General features: G+C 62.9%; 12 protein-coding genes. 6 read left to right on the top strand and 6 right to left on the bottom strand.

The features are described 5' to 3' along the window. Nucleotides 1-146: 146 nt before the first annotated feature. From HMPREF3172_RS09595 to HMPREF3172_RS09575, 5 genes are all read right to left on the bottom strand, one after another. Nucleotides 147-1,937, bottom strand: coding sequence for a thiamine pyrophosphate-dependent enzyme (locus tag HMPREF3172_RS09595; protein WP_083281509.1), 1,791 nt, complete (start codon nt 1,935-1,937; stop codon nt 147-149). Between the two features lie 133 nt (nt 1,938-2,070). Then, nucleotides 2,071-2,709 carry an SDR family oxidoreductase gene (locus HMPREF3172_RS09590; RefSeq protein WP_070517096.1) on the bottom strand — a complete coding sequence of 213 codons (639 nt, stop codon included), beginning with the start codon at nt 2,707-2,709 and terminating at the stop codon, nt 2,071-2,073. 115 nt (nt 2,710-2,824) lie between these two features. Beyond that, nucleotides 2,825-6,652: a DEAD/DEAH box helicase gene (locus HMPREF3172_RS09585; RefSeq protein ID WP_141741629.1), complete on the bottom strand. Its 3,828-nt coding sequence runs from the start codon at nt 6,650-6,652 to the stop codon at nt 2,825-2,827. A gap of 34 nt (nt 6,653-6,686) precedes the next feature. After that, the gene (locus HMPREF3172_RS09580) at nt 6,687-8,162 is read right to left on the bottom strand and encodes an alanine/glycine:cation symporter family protein (protein ID WP_070517093.1); all 1,476 of its coding nucleotides are present in this window, start codon (nt 8,160-8,162) and stop codon (nt 6,687-6,689) included. A 170-nt stretch (nt 8,163-8,332) separates the two neighbouring features. Then, nucleotides 8,333-9,604, bottom strand: a complete 1,272-nt coding sequence (locus tag HMPREF3172_RS09575) for a dicarboxylate/amino acid:cation symporter (protein ID WP_070517091.1) — start codon at nt 9,602-9,604, stop codon at nt 8,333-8,335. 224 nt (nt 9,605-9,828) lie between these two features. On the opposite strand from HMPREF3172_RS09575, the gene panB reads away from it, so the two are divergent. From panB to HMPREF3172_RS09560, 3 genes are all read left to right on the top strand, one after another. Continuing rightward, complete coding sequence (gene panB, locus HMPREF3172_RS09570; RefSeq protein WP_070517089.1) at nt 9,829-10,767, top strand: 3-methyl-2-oxobutanoate hydroxymethyltransferase; 939 nt, start codon at nt 9,829-9,831, stop codon at nt 10,765-10,767. A 25-nt stretch (nt 10,768-10,792) separates the two neighbouring features. Then, complete coding sequence (locus HMPREF3172_RS09565; protein WP_070517087.1) at nt 10,793-11,854, top strand: threonine aldolase family protein; 1,062 nt, start codon at nt 10,793-10,795, stop codon at nt 11,852-11,854. A 169-nt stretch (nt 11,855-12,023) separates the two neighbouring features. Next, entirely contained in the window at nt 12,024-13,229 is a 1,206-nt protein-coding gene (locus HMPREF3172_RS09560) for a CaiB/BaiF CoA transferase family protein (RefSeq protein WP_070517085.1), read from the top strand. A gap of 78 nt (nt 13,230-13,307) precedes the next feature. Here HMPREF3172_RS09560 and HMPREF3172_RS09555 read toward each other — a convergent pair whose 3' ends face one another. Further along, nucleotides 13,308-14,438: an aminotransferase class V-fold PLP-dependent enzyme gene (locus HMPREF3172_RS09555; protein ID WP_070517083.1), complete on the bottom strand. Its 1,131-nt coding sequence runs from the start codon at nt 14,436-14,438 to the stop codon at nt 13,308-13,310. A gap of 110 nt (nt 14,439-14,548) precedes the next feature. Between HMPREF3172_RS09555 and panC the strand changes: the two genes are divergently transcribed. The 3 genes from panC (at nt 14,549) to HMPREF3172_RS09540 (ending at nt 18,183) form a co-directional block, all read left to right on the top strand. Beyond that, nucleotides 14,549-15,448, top strand: coding sequence for a pantoate--beta-alanine ligase (gene panC / locus HMPREF3172_RS09550; RefSeq protein ID WP_070517081.1), 900 nt, complete (start codon nt 14,549-14,551; stop codon nt 15,446-15,448). A gap of 104 nt (nt 15,449-15,552) precedes the next feature. Continuing rightward, the gene (locus HMPREF3172_RS09545; protein ID WP_070517079.1) at nt 15,553-16,428 is read left to right on the top strand and encodes a DUF805 domain-containing protein; all 876 of its coding nucleotides are present in this window, start codon (nt 15,553-15,555) and stop codon (nt 16,426-16,428) included. Between the two features lie 273 nt (nt 16,429-16,701). After that, a complete protein-coding gene (locus tag HMPREF3172_RS09540) occupies nt 16,702-18,183 on the top strand; it encodes an APC family permease (protein WP_070517077.1) in 1,482 nt (493 codons plus the stop codon). Nucleotides 18,184-18,224 lie beyond the last annotated feature (41 nt).

The following is an 18,224-nucleotide window of genomic DNA, read 5'->3' as shown; positions in this document are numbered from 1 at the left end:
TGCCACGGCGCAGTCACCCGGGCACGGCGGCGACCAGCCGTCTAGGTGGCACAGACTCACGCTTTAATGCAGATTCACGCGCTAATGCGCTGCATTAAAGCGTGAATCTGCATTTGCGCGTGAGAACGCGCCAGAGGCCCCGCGGCTCAGTAGCCTTCTGTGACGACTTCGATGAACCGCAGACCCGGGGCCGAGGCGAACTCGGCAAGGGCCGCATCGAACTCTTCCGGTGTGCTCACCTTGGCGGTGCGGGCCCCGTAGGCCGCTCCGAGTGCGGCGAAATCGGGGTTGTCCAGACTGGTGAAGACGGGGCGGCCCGGGTATTCGCGCTCTTGGTGCATGTGGATGGTGCCGTAGAGCGAATTGTTGACCACGATCACCAGCACGTCGAGGTTGTTGGCGGCCATCGTGGCGAGCTCTTGGCCGTTCATCATGAAGCAGCCGTCGCCGGCAAAGGTCACAACTGTCCGATCGCGGTGCTCCAAGGCGGCCGCGAGCGCTGCCGGAATTCCGTAGCCCATCGACCCGGACTGCGAAGCAACGTGCGAGGGGAAGGTCGAGTAGGTGCGGTTCTTCTGCACCCAAGCCGTGTAGTTCCCGGCGCCGTTGGTGATGATGGTTTCCGCGTCGAACCGGGCGTTGAACTTCTGCATGAACGGCCCGCCGAGCGATGTCTGCAGGTTCCGCTCGATGTAGCCGGCCCAGTCGTCGTGCAGCTTCTTCTGCCAGGCCCGTCGGGCATCGGCGAGCGCGGAATCTCCGGCTCCCCCGTCAGCCGCACCACCAGCCGCTGCAGCCGAAGCACCAGCACCAGCCGAAGCACCACCCTCGTGTTCAACCAGCGCGCGCATGAACTCCAGTGGGCTGGCGGCAGTCCCAACATGAGCGGGGAAGAACCGGCCGATGACGTTCGGATCGGGGTACACGTGAATAACTCCAGGCCCAGCCTGGCCATTGGCCGCGCCGCCACGGTAGTTCTCCCATTCCTCCCCCGTGTTGGGATCAGGGCGGGAGCCGAGGAAGAAGATGACATCCGCCTCGTCAGCGTTGTTTTCCAGCACTGACCTGCCGAACTCGAAGGTTCCCGCGTAGGCGGGTGATGAATTGTCCACCAGGTGCATCCGCCTGTGCGCGGCCGCCAGCGCAATCCCGTTTCGCTCGCAGTAGTCGGTGACAAGCGGGCCGAGTTCCGGCGCGTAGCCGGTGGAACCCAGGATGATGAGCGGCTTTTCAGCTTCGCTCAGCAGGCGGTGCGCTTCCTGCACCGAGTGCGCATCGGGCAGCACCGGCGCAGGCGTGGTGCGTGATTTCAGCGGGGCGTCGGTCTGTTCGACCAGCATGTCTTCGGGCAGCACAACAACCACCGGACCGGGCTCGCCGGACACCGCGGCATTGAGGGCGCGCACAGTGAGTTCGGGAACCCGCTCGACGGTGTTGATTTCGATGACTTCCTTGGCCAGTTCGCCGAACATCTGTCGGTAGTTGACCTCTTGGAAGGATTCGCGGTGCTGGTGGTCGCGTGGAATCTGACCGATGAACAGCACCATGGGGCTGGCGTCCTGCTTGGCCACGTGCACGCCGATGCTGGCGTTTGTCGCACCCGGTCCGCGGGTGACCATGCAGATGCCCGGTTCGCCGGTGAGAGCACCGTGGGCGGCTGCGGCCATTGCGGCGCCGCCTTCTTGCCGGGTGACGATGATTTCGATGTCGTCGGTGTGGTCGTACAGCCCGTCGATCACCGACAGGTAGCTTTCGCCCGGCACCCCGAACACGCGCGTCACCCCGCTGGCCACCAGCTGTTCGACGAGCGCGTGCCCGCCTTCGCGGACCGCGCAGTCGAGGGGACTTTCGTGTTCTCCCGCGCACGAGGTGGGGTCATGGTGCACTTGCGTGCTCAGGCTGGTCTGGACTGCTGTCGCGGACGGTTTGGCTGACACTCTCTGCTGCCCCCTTGCAGTGGATCGTGGTTGATGTCTGGCTCTACCCTAAGCCCAGATCAGCGCCCAGAACAGGGCTGTGCGCTCGCGGTGCTGGACGGCTGTGCTCAGCACCGCGGGCGCACGGGTTTGATCAGTGAATTGCTTCAGCGATAGGAGTGTCGCCGTCGTCGAAGTTGATCGTGCGGCCGATGGTGTTGTCGTCCTCGACCGCGGCAGCGATGACCTGCGCGACGTTTTCGCGCGAAACCTCGCTGCCCTTTCCGTCAACGGTGATTGTGCCGCTGCCCGGTTCGAGCGTGAGCAGGCTGGGTCCGAGGATCGTCCAGTCGAGTTCCGTCCCGCGCAGGTGTTCATCCGCGATGCTCTTTGCTTCTGCGTACTGCCAGAAGCTGTCGTCAGGGTCCACACCGTGATCGCGGCTGGCGTTGAAGTAGGAGACCATCACATAGCGCTTGGCGCCTGCCTGCTGGGCGGCGTCCATGGAGCGGATCGCAGCATCCTGGTCGACTGCCTTTGTGCGGGCGGGGTTTCCTCCACCTGCACCAGCGGACCAGACGACCGCATCCTGTCCTTCAAGCAGCTGGGCCAGCTGAGCGGTGTCGAGCTGTTCAATGTCAGCGACCTTCGGAGTCGCGCCGGTTTTGGCGACGTCGGCTTCGTGGTCGGGGTTGCGGAACACCGACGTGACCTCGTGGCCTGCCTTGACCAGCAGGGGTGCTGCCAGCAGGGCGATTCTTCCGTGTCCGCCGATGATCGTAATGCGTGCCATGAGACCTCCTCAGATCGTGGGCGTCACGTACAGCACGACATCCAAGCGGCTTATTCCATCCGCTGCGGTCTGAAGGGAAAACGCCTGGGCTAACGAGGTGCCTGCCGGCTGCCGCCTAAGCATCGCCCCCACCAAACAGCTCCCGCAGGTCATCCGCGGAGATTCCGCGTGCAAAGCCCGCTCCGCCGTCCATGAGTGAATCAAACAGACGCGCCTTGCGCTGCTGCAGGTCGACAACCTTTTCTTCGATTGTCCCCTGCGCCACCAGCCGGTAGACCATGACCTTTTTGTCCTGCCCGATGCGGTGAGCGCGGTCGACCGCCTGCGCTTCGGCTGCCGGGTTCCACCACGGGTCCATGATGAACACGTAGTCAGCGGCGGTAAGCGTAAGCCCAGCTCCTCCGGCTTTGAGCGATATGAGGAACACCGGCGCCCTGCCCTCCTGAAACGCCGTCACCAAATCCGCTCGTTCGCTCATGGGAACCGAGCCGTCCAGATACAGGTGGGCGGCACCTCGGGAAGTGAGTTCGTCCGAAATGCGCTGCAGGAACGACGTGAACTGGCTGAACACGATCACCCGGTGACCCTCGTCGATCACCCGGCCCAGGGATTCAAGGAGTGTCTGCATTTTCGACGATTCGATCGATGAATAGCTGCCGCCTTCGACAATCGCCGGGTCGAGCGCCATCATCCGCAGCAGCGTGAGCGACCGGAAAACCGTCATCCGGTTGCCGTCAACATCCATGTCGTCCAACAGCCGCAGAACCTTTTTGCGCTCACGCTGCAGAAGCGTGTTGTACGCCTTGGCGTGTGCGGGAGTGAGTTCGACGCTGATAATCGACTCCTGCTTTTCCGGAAGGTCTTTCGCCACGAGCTCCTTGGTGCGCCGCAGCATGAAAGGCCGCACCGTCTGCCGCAGCAGAAGCATGCGCTCTGGGGCTTCACCGGATTCGATCGGCTTGGCGAACTCCTCGTTGAACCGCCGATAGGGCCCCACGAGCCCCGGCACCGCAATCCGCAGCAGCGACCAGAAATCAGCTAGCGCGTTTTCCATGGGCGTACCCGTGATGACCAGGCGAAACGGCGCCTGAATCTTTGAGGCCGCACCAAAGCCCTTGGACTGCCGATTCTTGACCGCCTGCGCTTCGTCAAACACCGCACCGGCCCACGGCAGCTTCGTGTATTCTTCGGAATCGCGCCGCATGAGGGTGTAGGACGTGACAATGACATCCGCGCCGCTGCGCGCTTCTTCCAGCGAAGTTCCACGTTTCTTGCTGGTCTGGCTGACCACCCGCACATCGAGCCCGGGGGTGAACCGGGCGGCTTCCGCCTGCCACACGCCCACAACCGATGACGGCGCCACCACCAGGAACGGGGCCGAGGAGCCGGCCCGGTCGTCTGCCTCTGCCGGGTGGTCTGTGCCTGCCGGGGCCGAGGTGCCGGCAGGGGTCTCTGCCACCGCACCCGCCGCGGTTTCGCGGGCGTGGGCAATGAGCGCGAGCGTTTGAATGGTTTTGCCCAAGCCCATGTCATCAGCGAGGATTCCGCCGAGACCAGCCCCGTACAAGAAGCTCAGCCACTGGAAGCCTTCGCGCTGGTAATCGCGCAGTGTGGCTTTCAGCCCCGCAGGCAGCGGGGCGGTCGGAAGTTCGTCCACTTGGGCGAGCGCGCGAATGCGCTCAAACCATTCAGTGTCGCCTTCAATGGTGTCCGCGATGTCTTCGAGCGCTTTGAACTGACCCACCTGGTGTTTGTCGATGCGCTGTTTGGTGGGCGACCATTCCTGCAGGACCGTTGCTTCGCGGATGAGGTCGCGCAGCTTGTCGAATACCGGGTGGTCCAATTTGAGGTAGGACTTATCCGGCATGAGCACAGCGTCTTGTCCGCGGGCGAGCGCCGTGAACACCGTGGCGAAGGGAAGTTCGCGATCGCCCACGTGCACTGACATGGCGAGGTCGAACCAGTCGTTGCGCTCATTGACCACCGCACTGACATTCGGTGTTCCCTCAATGTGCACGTAATCGGGCCGTGTGCCGAAAACCGACACCTCGATGAGCGGCGATTCTTCCAGCTGCGGCAGAACTTCGGCCGTGAACTGGGCGGCTTCAACACCGTCAAAAGACAACGTGTCTTCGCGCGCCTGATCGGGCCACTGCCGGTGGACTTCCACGAGGATGTCGCGTTCAGCCTCGATATTGCGCTGCCCGCTGGCACCGGCACCTCCGGCGCCTCCGGCACCGCCGGAAGCACCTCCGGCAGCACCGCCAGCCCCACTGCCGGCGGGTGGGTTGAGCGGCAGACGCCGATTGGGCATCCGATACCGCCACTGCCACGAAAGGTCGACGTGATCGCCGGTGAAAGAGGCCGTGAGGTTCAGCTGCGGGGTTGTCGAGTCCGGCAGTTCCACCGAGGAATCCGCGCTCACTACGGCAGCCGACTGACTCAGCACGGTCAGACCCTCATCGAAGAACTCCTGCCGATCCTCAGCGGGCACACTGAAGCCGTCGGACAGCAGCAGCCTCTGCAGGCCTTCGTGCGCCGGACGGTCTAAACGCGCAATGCGAACACGAACACCAGAACCACCCGCAGCACCGGATCCGTGACCACCCTCATCTGCCCCATCACCGGGAAGAACAATGTCGGCAAGCGCGTACGGTCCTAAGAACTTGGGCCGCCGGACGGGTTCACCGTCAATGCTGAGGGCGGGTGTCAGCTGCAGCCCGCCGTGTGCCCGCGTGCCCTCCGCGCTGGCAATGGAGAATTCAGTCGAAGCCGTACCTCCCCAACGGACCGATTCAATCGGGGCCAGTCCAATGAATTCGACCCCGGTCTGCAGGGCGCTCTCCAGCAGTTCCCACATGAGCCTGCTGCCGGTGTCTGCCAGATCGATGTGATCTTCCCGCATGGCCCGGCCCACACCTTCGGACAGGTGCAGACGGTAGATCTGCCCCAGAATTGTGGCCTGTTCGGGGTCGAGCCCAGGATCACCGCCGGACATAAGCGAGCGCCAGGTCAGCCCGCCTTTGATCCAGGCATCGCGCTGGCCGCGCCGCATGGGACGGATGACCAGCTGCACATTGGGGTCCAGGGCATCCTCGGCAGACACCGAGGTCCCGCCACCAGCCCGCTGTTCGAACCAGCTGATGCGCCGCTGCAGTTCAAAGGCAATGGCCAGACCGCCGCGCGCCGGAGCTTCCGGCGCTTGGAGGAACCGCAAGGCCTGCCGCCACTGCGGTTCGGGTGCGCGCACGGGGTCTTCGGTCGGCAGGTCGGTAAACAGAAGGTCGGGATCGACTTCTCCGCCGTCCTCAACTAGGACTGGCTCCCCACCCCAAGCCGCCGAGGTGGAGTCGACTTCCGCTGTCTGCCCGGGTCCGCTGAGACCCGTGGGCCAGCCGACGGGGTTTTCGCACGCCGGAGTGGTGCGCCGATCATGTGGAACGGGGGCCAGCTGGCGAATGGGAACGTCAAGTTCGTCAATGTGTCCCGTGGACTTTTCGACGCAGTCCGCGACGAAGCTCAGGTCAGCACTCGCCAATGGCGACAGGTGGCCCACTCCCCCAAACTTCTGGACGCTGGCCAGCGAAGTAGTCCAGCGCAGAAGCGCTGCCGCGTGTTTGCAGTCCCTGCCCACTGGGCAGGTGCACATGCACGCTGTGGGAGTGAACCACTGGAGTTCTTCAGCCCGGCTGCGTGCAGGCATGGGCAAATCCAAAAGGTCGAGCTCGCGGGGAGCAGAAGCCCCCGCGAGCTCAACGTGTACGGAATAGGAATCAGTGCCGACAACCTCGGCTTCGATCACGCTGTCGTCGGCAAACCACGACACCGCTGCCAAGCGCTGTTCCTGCGCGTAGGCAATACCGCGGTTGAGCGCACCGGAATCGAAGCGTGAGGTCAGGTCCCGGTAGGCAACAGCGGGCAGCAACAGGCGCGGTGTTCGCATGAACCCATCATGTCACTGCCCACTGACACGGCACTCAGCCGCGCGAAGAACCTACGCGGTTGCCCGCCTTCCATTCGGCCCAACCCGGCTGGTCGGCCATGAAGGCTTCGATTTCTTCCTTCGAAGCGACCAGCTTGGGGTCGTGCTTGAGGTAGTGGCGGGTTTCGCGAGCAATGAGACCCGACAGGATCAGGATGCCGATGAGGTTCGGCAGAGCCATGAGGCCGTTGGCCACGTCGGAGAAGTTCCACACGACCTCGAGCTCCGTGGTGCAGCCGACGAACACGACCAGCGAAAAGAGGATGCGGAACGGAACAACCGCGCGGCGGCCGAACAGGCGCTCAAGGTTGCGCTCGCCGTAGTAGGACCAGCCGAGGATGGTCGAGAAGGCGAACAGAACCAGGCCGACCGTGACGATCCAATGACCCCACTGGCCGGGCAGACCGAAGGTGAAGGCCTCACCGGTCATGAGCGATGCCGAGATCTGCTCACCGGCTTCGTCTGTTGCCTTCCACACACCGGTGGTGATGATGACCAGACCGGTGAAGGTCACAACGATGATCGTGTCAATGAAGGTCTGGGTCATCGAAACCAGACCCTGACGCACCGGGTGCGTCGTCTTGGCGGCAGCGGCGGCAATCGGCGCCGAACCCAGACCGGATTCGTTCGAGAACAGACCGCGGGCAACACCCATCTGGATGACAACCAGGATGACCGAACCAGCAAAGCCGCCTGCGGCAGCGGTACCGGAGAAGGCACCTCGGAAGATTTCACCGAAAGCAGCCGGGAGACCCGAAATGTTCGCAATGAGGATGTAGATGGCAGCGCCGACGTAGAAGACGATCATGACCGGCACGAGAGCCGAGGTGACCGAACCGATCGAGCGAATGCCGCCGACCAGAACAACCAGGGCCAGAACGGTCAGAACCAGACCGGTGACCCAGGTGGGCACGTGCCAGGAGTTCTCAACGTTCGAAGCAATCGAGTTGCCCTGCGTGAGGTTGCCGATGCCGAAGCAGGCAACCGCGGCGAAGATGGCAAACGACAGGCCGAGAACCTTGCCCAGCGGGCCCTTGATGCCGCGCTCCAGGTAGTACTGGGGGCCACCGCTCTTCTCACCGGCGGTGTCAGTGGTGCGGAAGCGCACTGCGAGGAACGCTTCGGCGTACTTGGTGACCATACCGACCAGGCCGGTTATCCACATCCAGAACAGAGCACCGGGACCGCCAATGCTCAGGGCCGTTGCAACACCGACGATGTTGCCCGTGCCGACGGTTGCCGCAAGCGCGGTGGTCAGCGCCTGGAACTGCGAAATATCGCCTTCCTCTTCGCCCTTGTCGCGACGCTTGATCAGACCCAGGTTCATTGCCGGGATCAGCTTGACGAACTGCAGACCACCCAGGCGGATGGTCAGGTACAGACCGGTGCCGAGCAGCAGGGGAATAAGCAGGAAGGGTCCCCACACCAAATCCTTGACCGCAACTAAGAAGGTGTTAATCGCATCAACCATCATGTTCTCCGTGAGTATGTGTGTTTTCTGAGCATTTACTCTGAAAGGAATGGCAGAACCTTACATCGTGTGACGCAAACCACCAAAAATGTGCGCGGTGGGTCACACAGCCACCTCACGAGAGTGTGCAGCACCCTGCTGACGGCGGCCCAAAATGGGCAAGAAAACGGTCAGGCGTCCGGCGCCTCGGCAACCTCCGTCCGGTCCTTCTTATTCATCCAGTCCTTGCCGTCGACAACCCGTGCCACCAGCATTGACGACACGTTGTCGCCGGCCGCGTTGACCGTGGTGGCCGGCGGGTCGACCACGGTGCCAATCACTGAAATGACCGGCAGAGCAGCCGGCGGGAAGCCGTACATGGTGATGATCATGAGCTCACCGAGGAAACCACCCGACGGAACACCGGACATGACCATTCCCGACAGCAGGGCAATGAGAATCGCGATGAGCAGCGCCTGCGGAGTGAAGAGGTCGCGCTCAAACACGGCGAACAGGAACGCGATCTTGAGAATCGCCGACAGGCACGAACCCTCCATGTGGATCGTCGCGCCGATCGGAATGATGGTTTCGCGCACGTCCTGCGGAACACCGATCCGCTTGGCCGCGCGCAGGTTCGCCGGAATCGACGCAACCGAGCTGCCCGTGCCCAACGACACCGCAGCCGGCTCCAGAATGTTGCGCCACATGCGGCGCATAGCCGGGACACCGCCCGCCAGCAGGGAATACAGAGTGAAAGCCGCAAAGAAGTAGACAATCGCCACCGGGTAGTACACGGCGAAAGCCTTAACGTAGCCGCCGACCAGCTGCGGACCGAGCTCACCGACCAGCGCTGCAAAGTAGGCGCCCAGGCCGATGGGGGCGTAGAACATCACGAGGCTCGTGAGCTTCATGAAGACTTCGTTGCCGGAATTGAGAAACGCCTTGAACGGCTGGCCCAGCCTGCCGATCGAGCCGCACGACAGACCCACGAGCACCGCGAAGATGATGAGCGGCAGCATGCTTTCGGCCGACAGGATCTTGCTGAAGTCATCGACCGTGAACGCGCCGACCATCTGATCGCCCAGCGAGATCTCTTCGCCGGCATCGGGCTTTTCGTCCATGCTGACCGTCAGCCCCTCGAACGGCCGGAAAATGCCCAGCGCTGCCAGCATGACAATCGACGCGACAATGCCGGTGCTGATGAACACCGCCATCATCGAGCCCATGATCTTGCCCAGACGCTTAGCCGAATCCATGTTCGCCACGGCGGAGCCGATCGAAAAGAACACCATCGGCACCACGAGCGTGAACATGAAGTTGATGAACAGCGTGCCCAGGGGCTTGAGAACAACCGCCCGCTCACCGAACACCAGCCCGATGATCGCGCCGAGGATAATCCCCGATAACACGAAGATGGGGAACCGGTAATTGCGCCAGCCGGTCTTGACGCCGTCGTTGTTCATACTGTCCTTTCGCACGCTTCCACGCGCCTGTCGCGGGAGTGGGCCCGGGTTTCCGGGCCGCCGAAATCACGAGGCGGAGCTTAGGTCCCGTGGGATCTTTGCCTATCATTCCGGCAAGCTGCCGCCGGGGCAAAGGGGCAGGCTCTCAGGCGCGGATCGTGCCGCGCATCTCAGTGCACGTCAGACGCTGAACCATGTCAGACCCCCCGACTATGGTTAGGGCCATGAACGCTCAGAGCGCAGAAGAACAGCCGAATCCCTACGGCAGCCGGCCCACGACCCCCGCAAGTCAGCAGCATCAGCCGGACGGCGCCTCGACAGAAGGCGGTTCGCCCTCATCCGACAGTGCGCAGAAGCCGCGTCGGCGCACCCGGATTGTGCACCTGCAGCGCATGAAGGACGCCGGTCAGAAGTGGGCCATGCTCACGTCCTACGACCAATTCACGGCCAGCATTTTCGACGAAGCCGGGATTCCCGCTCTGCTCGTCGGCGATTCCGCGGGCAACAATGTGTACGGGTACTCCACCACTCTGCCCGTCACACTCGACCAGATGATCCCGCTGACACGCGCCGTCGTCGAAGCCGCACCCCACACACTGGTTGTCGCGGATCTGCCCTTCGGGTCCTACGGGGCCAGCCCCGAACAGGGCTTCCATTCCGCTGTGCGGCTCATGAAAGAAGGGCTCGCCCACGCGGTCAAACTCGAAGGCGGCGTGCAGATGGCGCCCACCGTCAAACTGCTCACCGACGCCGGCATCCCCGTCATGGCGCACCTGGGCTTCACCCCGCAGTCTGAACACGGCCTGGGCGGCTACCGCGTCCAGGGCCGCGGTGACGCCGCAGTGCAGAAGCTCGTTGACGACGCCCTGGCGCTGCAGGATGCCGGTGCGTTCGCAGTTGTCCTGGAAATGGTGCCGGTGGCCGCAGCCCGCGCCGTAACAGAAGCGCTGCACATTCCCACCGTGGGGATCGGCGCGGGACCGGACTGCGATGCACAGGTGCTCGTCTGGACCGACTTCGCGGGCATGGGCTCAGGCCGCACACCGCGATTCACCAAGAAGTACGCTGACGCCCGTTCGCTGCTGCGCGAAGCCGCGGTCGAATACGCCTCCGAAGTCGCCGACGGCGTCTTCCCGTCCGAAGAACACAGCTTCCTCGAGTAATTTTACGAGCAATCCCAAGGCCCACATGACTGAATCCAACACTCCCGAACTTAAATCCCACGACCCGAGCGTCTACCACTTCGGGTCGGACAACTACGCCGGAGCGCACCCGGAAGTTCTTGAAGCGCTCACGCGGGTCAGCGGCGGACACGTGCCCGCCTACGGTGACGACCCCTACACCGTGCGGCTGCGCGACTGGGCGCGCGACACCTTCGGCCAGCAGGCCCTCATCTACCCCGTGTTCAACGGAACGGGCGCCAATCTGCTGTCCCTGTCAGCTGTTGTTCCGCGCTGGGGCAGTGTGATTGCGGCACCCAGCGCACACATCAACTCCGACGAAACCGGCGCTCCGGAAATCACTGCCGGACTGAAGATCCTGCCCGCGCAGGCAGAAGCCGGCAAGATCACCCCGGAGGGCGTGCGGGCGGCCGCATCGAACCGCGCGTTCATTCACGAATCCCAAAGCTGCGCGGTGTCGCTGAGCAACTCCACCGAACTGGGCACCGTGTATTCGCCGGATGAATTCCAGGCGATTGCCCACACCGCTCATGAACTCGACATGGCCGTGCACCTGGACGGATCACGGTTGGCCAATGCAGCAGTCGGCTGTGAGGCCCAGCTTCCGGACATGACCGCCGGGGCCGACATCGTGTCACTCGGCGCCACGAAGAACGGCGCCATGAACGCAGAAGCCGTGGTGGTGCTCCAGCCCGAACAGGTCTCCGGCATTGAATACCTGCACAAAGTGCTGCTGCAGCTGTCCTCAAAGGCTCGCTACCAGTCGGCACAGCTGCTGGCCATGTTTGAAGGCGACCTCTGGCAGCGCAATGCCCAGCACGCCAATCGGCAGGCCGCCCAGCTGGCAGACAAACTGTCCGCCGCCGGATTCACAGTGCCCATGAACGTGCATGCGAACACTGTCATCGCACAGATCGATCCGCACGTCGCACAGGCTGCGCAGGCTGAAGGCCTCCTGTTCTACGCCTGGCCGGCCGTGCCCAGCGGCTACCGCTTCATGTGCGCGTGGGACACACCGGATCACGCCATCGACATGCTCGTGGAAAAGCTGAAGGCTCACCGGGGCTGAGCACCGGCAGTTCATCCGCGCCGATGCTTTCACCAACCTGCGCCGGGACATTCAGCACACCCGCCGGGAGGTGATCCACGCCACCACATACGATGGGGGCGGACATCGCGAGCCGCGACGATGCGGACTGCGACAGCTTAGGCCGCAGAGCTAAGGAGTGTTAGGCCGGATGAAGAATTCACTGCAGGACATCACAGTTCTCGACCTTTCCCGCGTGCTGGCAGGCCCGTGGTGCACCCAGAACCTTGCCGACCTGGGAGCCGACGTCATCAAGGTCGAACGGCCCGGTCCCGGCGATGACACTCGCAGCTGGGGTCCTCCCTACCTCGAAGGCACAACACCCGAAGACGGCTACTCGGCCTACTACATTGCGGCCAACCGCAACAAGAAGTCCATCACCGTCAACTTCCGCTCCGAAGAGGGCAAAGACGTCATCAAACGGCTGGCCAAGAACGCCGATGTCGTTGTTGAGAACTACAAGACCGGATCCCTTGCCCGGCTGGGCTTGGACTACGACACTCTGCGCGAAATCAACCCCGAACTCATCTGGGTGTCCATTACCGGCTACGGCCCCACCGGCCCGAAGGCTGAAAACCCCGGCTATGACTACGTGTTCCAGGGCATGAGCGGCTTTATGAGCTACACCGGCCGCGCCAAGGGCGAAGAAGGCGCCGGCCCCATCCGCGCCGGTGTTGCCATCATCGACCTCATGACCGGCATGTACGCCACAACCGCAATCCTTGCGGCCCTGCACGAACGCGAACGCACCGGCAAGGGCCAGCAGATCGACGTCACCCTGGCCGATGTTTCGGTTGCACTCAACGCAAACCAGGCATCCAACTACCTGGTCGGCGGTGTCCCGCCAACCCAGACCGGCACCTCGCACCCCAACGTCGCCCCGTACGACGTCTTCGAAGTCGCAGACGGGCACATGATCCTGGGGGTTGGCAACGACGAACAGTACCGCCGTCTGACAGAACTGCCAGACTTCGAGCTGCTGCGCGGTGACGACCGCTTCCAGTACAACCGCGACCGCATTCGGCTGATCGGCGAACTGCGCCCCATCGTCGCGCAGATCATGAAGCAGAAGCCGATGGACTACTGGACGCACGTGCTTGACGAGGCCGGTGTGCCGTTCGGACCGATCAACACGATGGACAAAGTCTTCGAAGACCCGCAGGTCAAGCACCGCGGCATCAAGATCGAAGCCGAAGGCCGCTACGGGCAGGTGCCGATGGTCCGCAGCCCGCTCGTTGAAGACAACGCCGACGCCACGGCACCGCCGGCACTGGGCGAACACACCGACGAAGTCCTCGCGCAGTTCGGATTCACTGCAGAGCAGATCGCGCAGATGCATGAGACCGGCACGGTGTGAAAACACGTGTGCGCCGCTGGCCACCCAGCGGCGCACACGCGAAAACTCAGGCCTGAACGGCCCTAAACCTGACTGGCCTTAAGCCTTAAGAGCCTTGTCGATTCCGTCGAACAGACGCTGCACGGTGCCTTCGACGTCGTCCCACTTATCCAGGCCGAAAAGTCCCACGCGGAACGTACTGAAGCCTTCCGGTTCGCCCACCTGAAGCGGAACACCCGAAGCCACCTGAAGGTCACCGGCCTTGAACTTCGCACCGGACTGCTCCTGCGGGTCGTCGGTGTAGACGACAACAACCGAGGGTGCTTCCCACCCTTCAGCGGCAACCGACTTGTAGCCGCGTTCGGCCAGGCCAACGCGTACGCGCTCACCAAGTTCGACCTGCTGGCGCATGATCTTGTCCAGCCCGCGCTCCTTGGCTTCGCGCATAACGTCGAGGTTGTGCAGCATGGCGTCCGTCGGCATTGTCGCGTGGTACATGTGCTTGCCGGCACGGTAGGTTTCCGAAACGGTGTGCCACTTCTTCAGGTCCATCGAGAAGCTGCTGGATTCGGTTTCCTCCAACCGGGCGAGCGCACGTTCGTTCAGCATGACGTAGCCCATGCCCGGCCAGCCGCTCCAGCCCTTCTGGGGTGCAGAGATGAGCACGTCGACGCCGAGTTCCTTCATGTCGACCCACAGCGCACCGGAGGCAATGCAGTCGAGCACAAAAAGTCCGCCCTGTTCGTGCACGGCGTCGGCGAGCGCCTTGATGTATTCATCAGTGAGCACAATGCCGGATGCGGTTTCCACGTGTGCTGCGGCAACGACTTTGGAACCCTGCTTCTTAATTGCGTCGATCACCTGGTCGACTGCCGGCGGGGCAAAGCCGGGCGTGGCTGAATCATCGGCGGCGACAGCGGACACGACTTCGTGGTCGGTCAGCTTGCCCATTTCGATGATCTGCGACCAGCGGTAGCTGAAGAAACCGTCGCGCACGACCAGTGTGGGCTGGCCTTCCATGAACTGGCGGGCCACCGATTCCATGCCGAAGGAACCGCTGCCGGGCACGACGACTGCCGCGTCTGCATTGTAGGTTTCGCGCAGCAGGCCGTAGAACTCCTGCATTGCATCGACGAACTTCTGGGACATGTGGTTGACGGCCCGGTCGGTGAAGACCACCGAGAATTCCTGCAGGCCGTTCGGGTCAACGTCTTCGCGTGGCAAACTCATGCTTCCAGCCTACCGCCGCGAAACTGCCGAGGTGCCTGTCCCCACCCGCTGTATCCGCAGGTCTACCATTGGTCCGGCTGGTTGAACGCCGGCTGTGCCTGGGAGGTTGTATGTCTGTTGTCGTTGCCCGCACCGTAAAAGAGCTGCGCGCTGCCCTGCGGCGTCTGCTGCGCGAACGAGGCGGCGACACTGTCGGCCTTATCCCCACGATGGGTGCGCTGCATTCGGGGCACGAAGCGCTGTTCCGCGCCGCCCAGGGCAATTCCGTGGTTGCCGCGTCGATCTTCGTCAACCCTCTGCAATTTGACGATGCTGAGGACTACGACAACTATCCGCGCACCCTGGACGCTGATGTCGAGGTGCTTGATCGTGCCGGTGTTGACCTTGTCTTCGCCCCCAGCGTCGAAGAAATGTATCCCGGTTACCCGGACGGTCCCCTGGTCCGCGTGACCGCAGGAAGTATGGGCAGGGTGCTCGAAGGCGCATCACGGCCCGGCCATTTTGACGGTGTGACAACGGTTGTGGCGAAGCTGTTCAACATCTTCAGCTCCCCTGCCACACTGCACGCCTACTTCGGGCAGAAGGACGCGCAGCAGCTCATGATCATCAAGCGCATGGTTGCTGACCTCGACATGGAAGTCGAAATCGAGCCCGTCCCCACTGAACGCAGCCTCAAGGGCCTGGCCATGTCCAGCCGCAACCAGCGGATGAGCCCTGAGGAAAGCGAAACCGCGCTCGTCCTGTCCCGCGCACTCACCCAGCTAGCCGAACGCGCTCAGGCCGGTGGTGAGCTCCACCTCGACCGCGTGCGGGAAGAGGTCGACAGCACAGAAGGGGTCACGCTTGACTACCTGACCCTGGTCGATCCGGCAACTCTCGAGGTGACCGAAAACCTGCCCGCTCTTGCGCTCATTGCCGCTCACGTCGGTCCGGTCCGCCTGATCGACAACATGATGATTCCGGCACCCGCGGGCCCGACAGCTGACCATCGCCTGATAATCCGCGGTTGACGAGATCTGCATAATGGTTGCTGGTTACGCTCCGGCCGCTGACCTTACGATAACTGCACGACACACTGGCCAAGAGCGCCAAGCGAGCTAAGAAAGCAAAGACTATGAGCAGCTACCCAGGCAGCAACGATCCCTACAATCCGGACTTCAATCAGCAGAACGGCGCCGGCCAGAACAACCCGCAAGACCCGTACGGTCAGCAGGACCCCTACAGCCAGCCGGGTGCGTACGGACAGCCGAACCAGCCTGACTACGGCCAGCAGCAGGGCGCAGCCAGCCAGCCGGGTGCGTACGGACAGCCCAGCCAGCCATCGCAGCCTGGCGCATACGGCGGACAGACACCCCACAGCCAGCCCGGTGGCTACGGTCAGCCCGGCGCTCAGCAGCCTGGCGGCTACGGTCAGCCCGGCCAGCAGGACCCCTTTGCCCAGCCCGGCCCGTTCGGTGCGAACGCAGCTTACGGCCAGCCGGCACCTCAGCTGCTGACAGCTGATGACTACCGTGCGAAGGGCGTGCCGCTGCCGCTGAGCCAGCCCGTCTACGGCGTTTCCATGATGGAGGCGTACAAGCGCTTCTGGAAGAAGTCTTTCCGGTTCGCCGGATACGCTTCAAGATCCGAATTCTGGTGGCCTGCGCTGATCAACAGCATCATCATGCTTGTTCCAGCCCTGCTGTTGTTTGCCATTCAGATAATCGTCACGTTCGCCGCGGCATCAGCATCAGACCCCGATGCCGCCGGTGCGGTCGTCGGGCTCACAGGCATCGTCTTGTTCCTCCTGTGGGGCTTCATATTCCTGTTCAGCCTTGCCACTTTGATCCCGACGCTGTCAGTCGCCTGGCGCCGCCTGCAGGACGCCGGATTCCCCGGTGCGCTGACGTTCATCAGCTTTGTTGCCAGCATCGTCGTCTACATCATGTGCGCACTGGAGACCAAGCCCGAAGCGCGTCGCCCTGAATGGGAGGACACCCGCGGCGACTGACCTACCGCGGCATCTGAACCACTGAAATGCCGGCGCACAGCATCTGCTGTGCGCCGGTTTTCTTTATGCGAAAGTCCCCAGACCACCTCGGCCGCAGGATCTCTGATCCCTGCGGAATTCACCTCGATCCCGGTGCAGATTCCGCCTGTTCTCTAACATGCTGGGTAAAAACAATGTGAATTTCGACATAAAAGACCGTATTGTTGCGGTGCACAGTTCCACAGAAGTCAGTCTCGTCGCACACGAGCGGCGGCCGCTGACAAAGGAGACAGCATGAACGCACCGGGACAGCAGTCGGGAAGCTATACCGAGGTTTCCCACGACTCAATTTTCAAAAAGGCCATGGGCCGACTGGACGCGCTGTTCGTGGGCTTCGGCGCCATGATCGGCTTCGGCTGGATTGTTCTGGCCGGCGGCTGGATCGAAGAAGCCGGCACGATGGGTGCGCTCCTGGCATTCGCAGGCGGCGGCGTCATCATGGCGTTCGTCGGTGTTGTGTACTCCGAACTCGTGGCCGCTATGCCGTTGGCCGGCGGTGAGCACAACTACCTCATGCGAGCCATGGGACCGAAGCTGTCGATGATCGGTTCGTGGTGCATTGTCGGCGGCTACATCACGGTGGTGATGTTCGAAGCCGTCGCAGTGCCGAAGACCGCGCTGTACCTGCTGCCGGATATCGAAAAGATCCTCCTGTGGAACGTTGCGGGCTTTGACGTGTATCTGACGTGGGCGCTCATCGGCGTTGTCACCGCGGTCATTCTGACCTACATCAACATCCGCGGTGTGAAGGTCGCATCCCTCGTCCAGACGTTCGTTGTGTCGTTCCTGCTGATCGTCGGTCTGCTGCTGGTCACCGGTGCTGGTGTCGGCGGCGACATGAAGCACGTCGAACCGTGGTTCTCCGGCGGCTTCAGCGGTTTCGCCCTCGTGCTGACCACCGTGCCGTTCCTCTTTGTCGGCTTCGATGTTCTGCCGCAAGCCGCCGAGGAGATCAACGTCAAACCGCGTCAGATCGGCAAGCTCGTCGTCATGGCCGTGCTCATGGCCGCCGCCTGGTACGTGGTCATCATCTTCACCACCTCGATTTCGATGCCCCACAGCGACATCGCGGCGCTTAACGCCGACGGCGGGCTCGTCACGGCTGATGCTCTTTCGGCCATGCTGGGTCACCCCACGTGGGGCAAGATCGTGATCGCCGGCGGTCTGGCCGGTATCATCACCAGCTGGAACGCGTTCCTCATGGGAGCATCCCGCCTCATGTGGGCACTTGCTCAGTCGGGCATGCTGCCGGCATGGTTCGGCAAGATCCACCCCACCTACCGCACCCCGATCAACGCTCTGCTGTTCATCGGCACGCTCTCGGTTATCGCGCCGTTCCTCGGTTCGGCAATGCTCGGCTGGGTTGTCGATGCCGGTTCGCCGATGATCGTCATCACCTACTTCCTTGTGTCGATTGCATTCATCAAGCTGCGCAAGAAGGAACCCCAGATGGAACGCCCCATGCGCGTAGGCGGCAAGGGCAACGGCGGCATCGTCATCGGTGCCATCTCGGCCGTTCTCTGCCTGTTCCTGTTCGTGCTGTACCTGCCGGTCACCCCGTGGTCGGCTCAGCTTGCATGGCCGTCGTGGCTGATGTTCGGCCTGTGGCTGGCTGTCGGCGTCGCCCTCATGCTCCGCCTGCCCGGCGGTGTGCAGCCGGGACCGAATGCCGAAGCTGAGCTTCTGAAGAAACTCGGCCGCGAGTCCCACCGCTGATCCAGTCCTAAAAAGTACGAGGTGCCGCTCACCTTCCCAGG

Origin of the sequence: Brevibacterium sp. HMSC08F02 (assembly GCF_001807555.1) — a bacterium.
GTDB lineage: Bacteria > Actinomycetota > Actinomycetes > Actinomycetales > Brevibacteriaceae > Brevibacterium > Brevibacterium ravenspurgense.
Note: the sequence above shows the minus strand (reverse complement) of the source record. Positions and strands in the feature narration are given on the sequence as shown.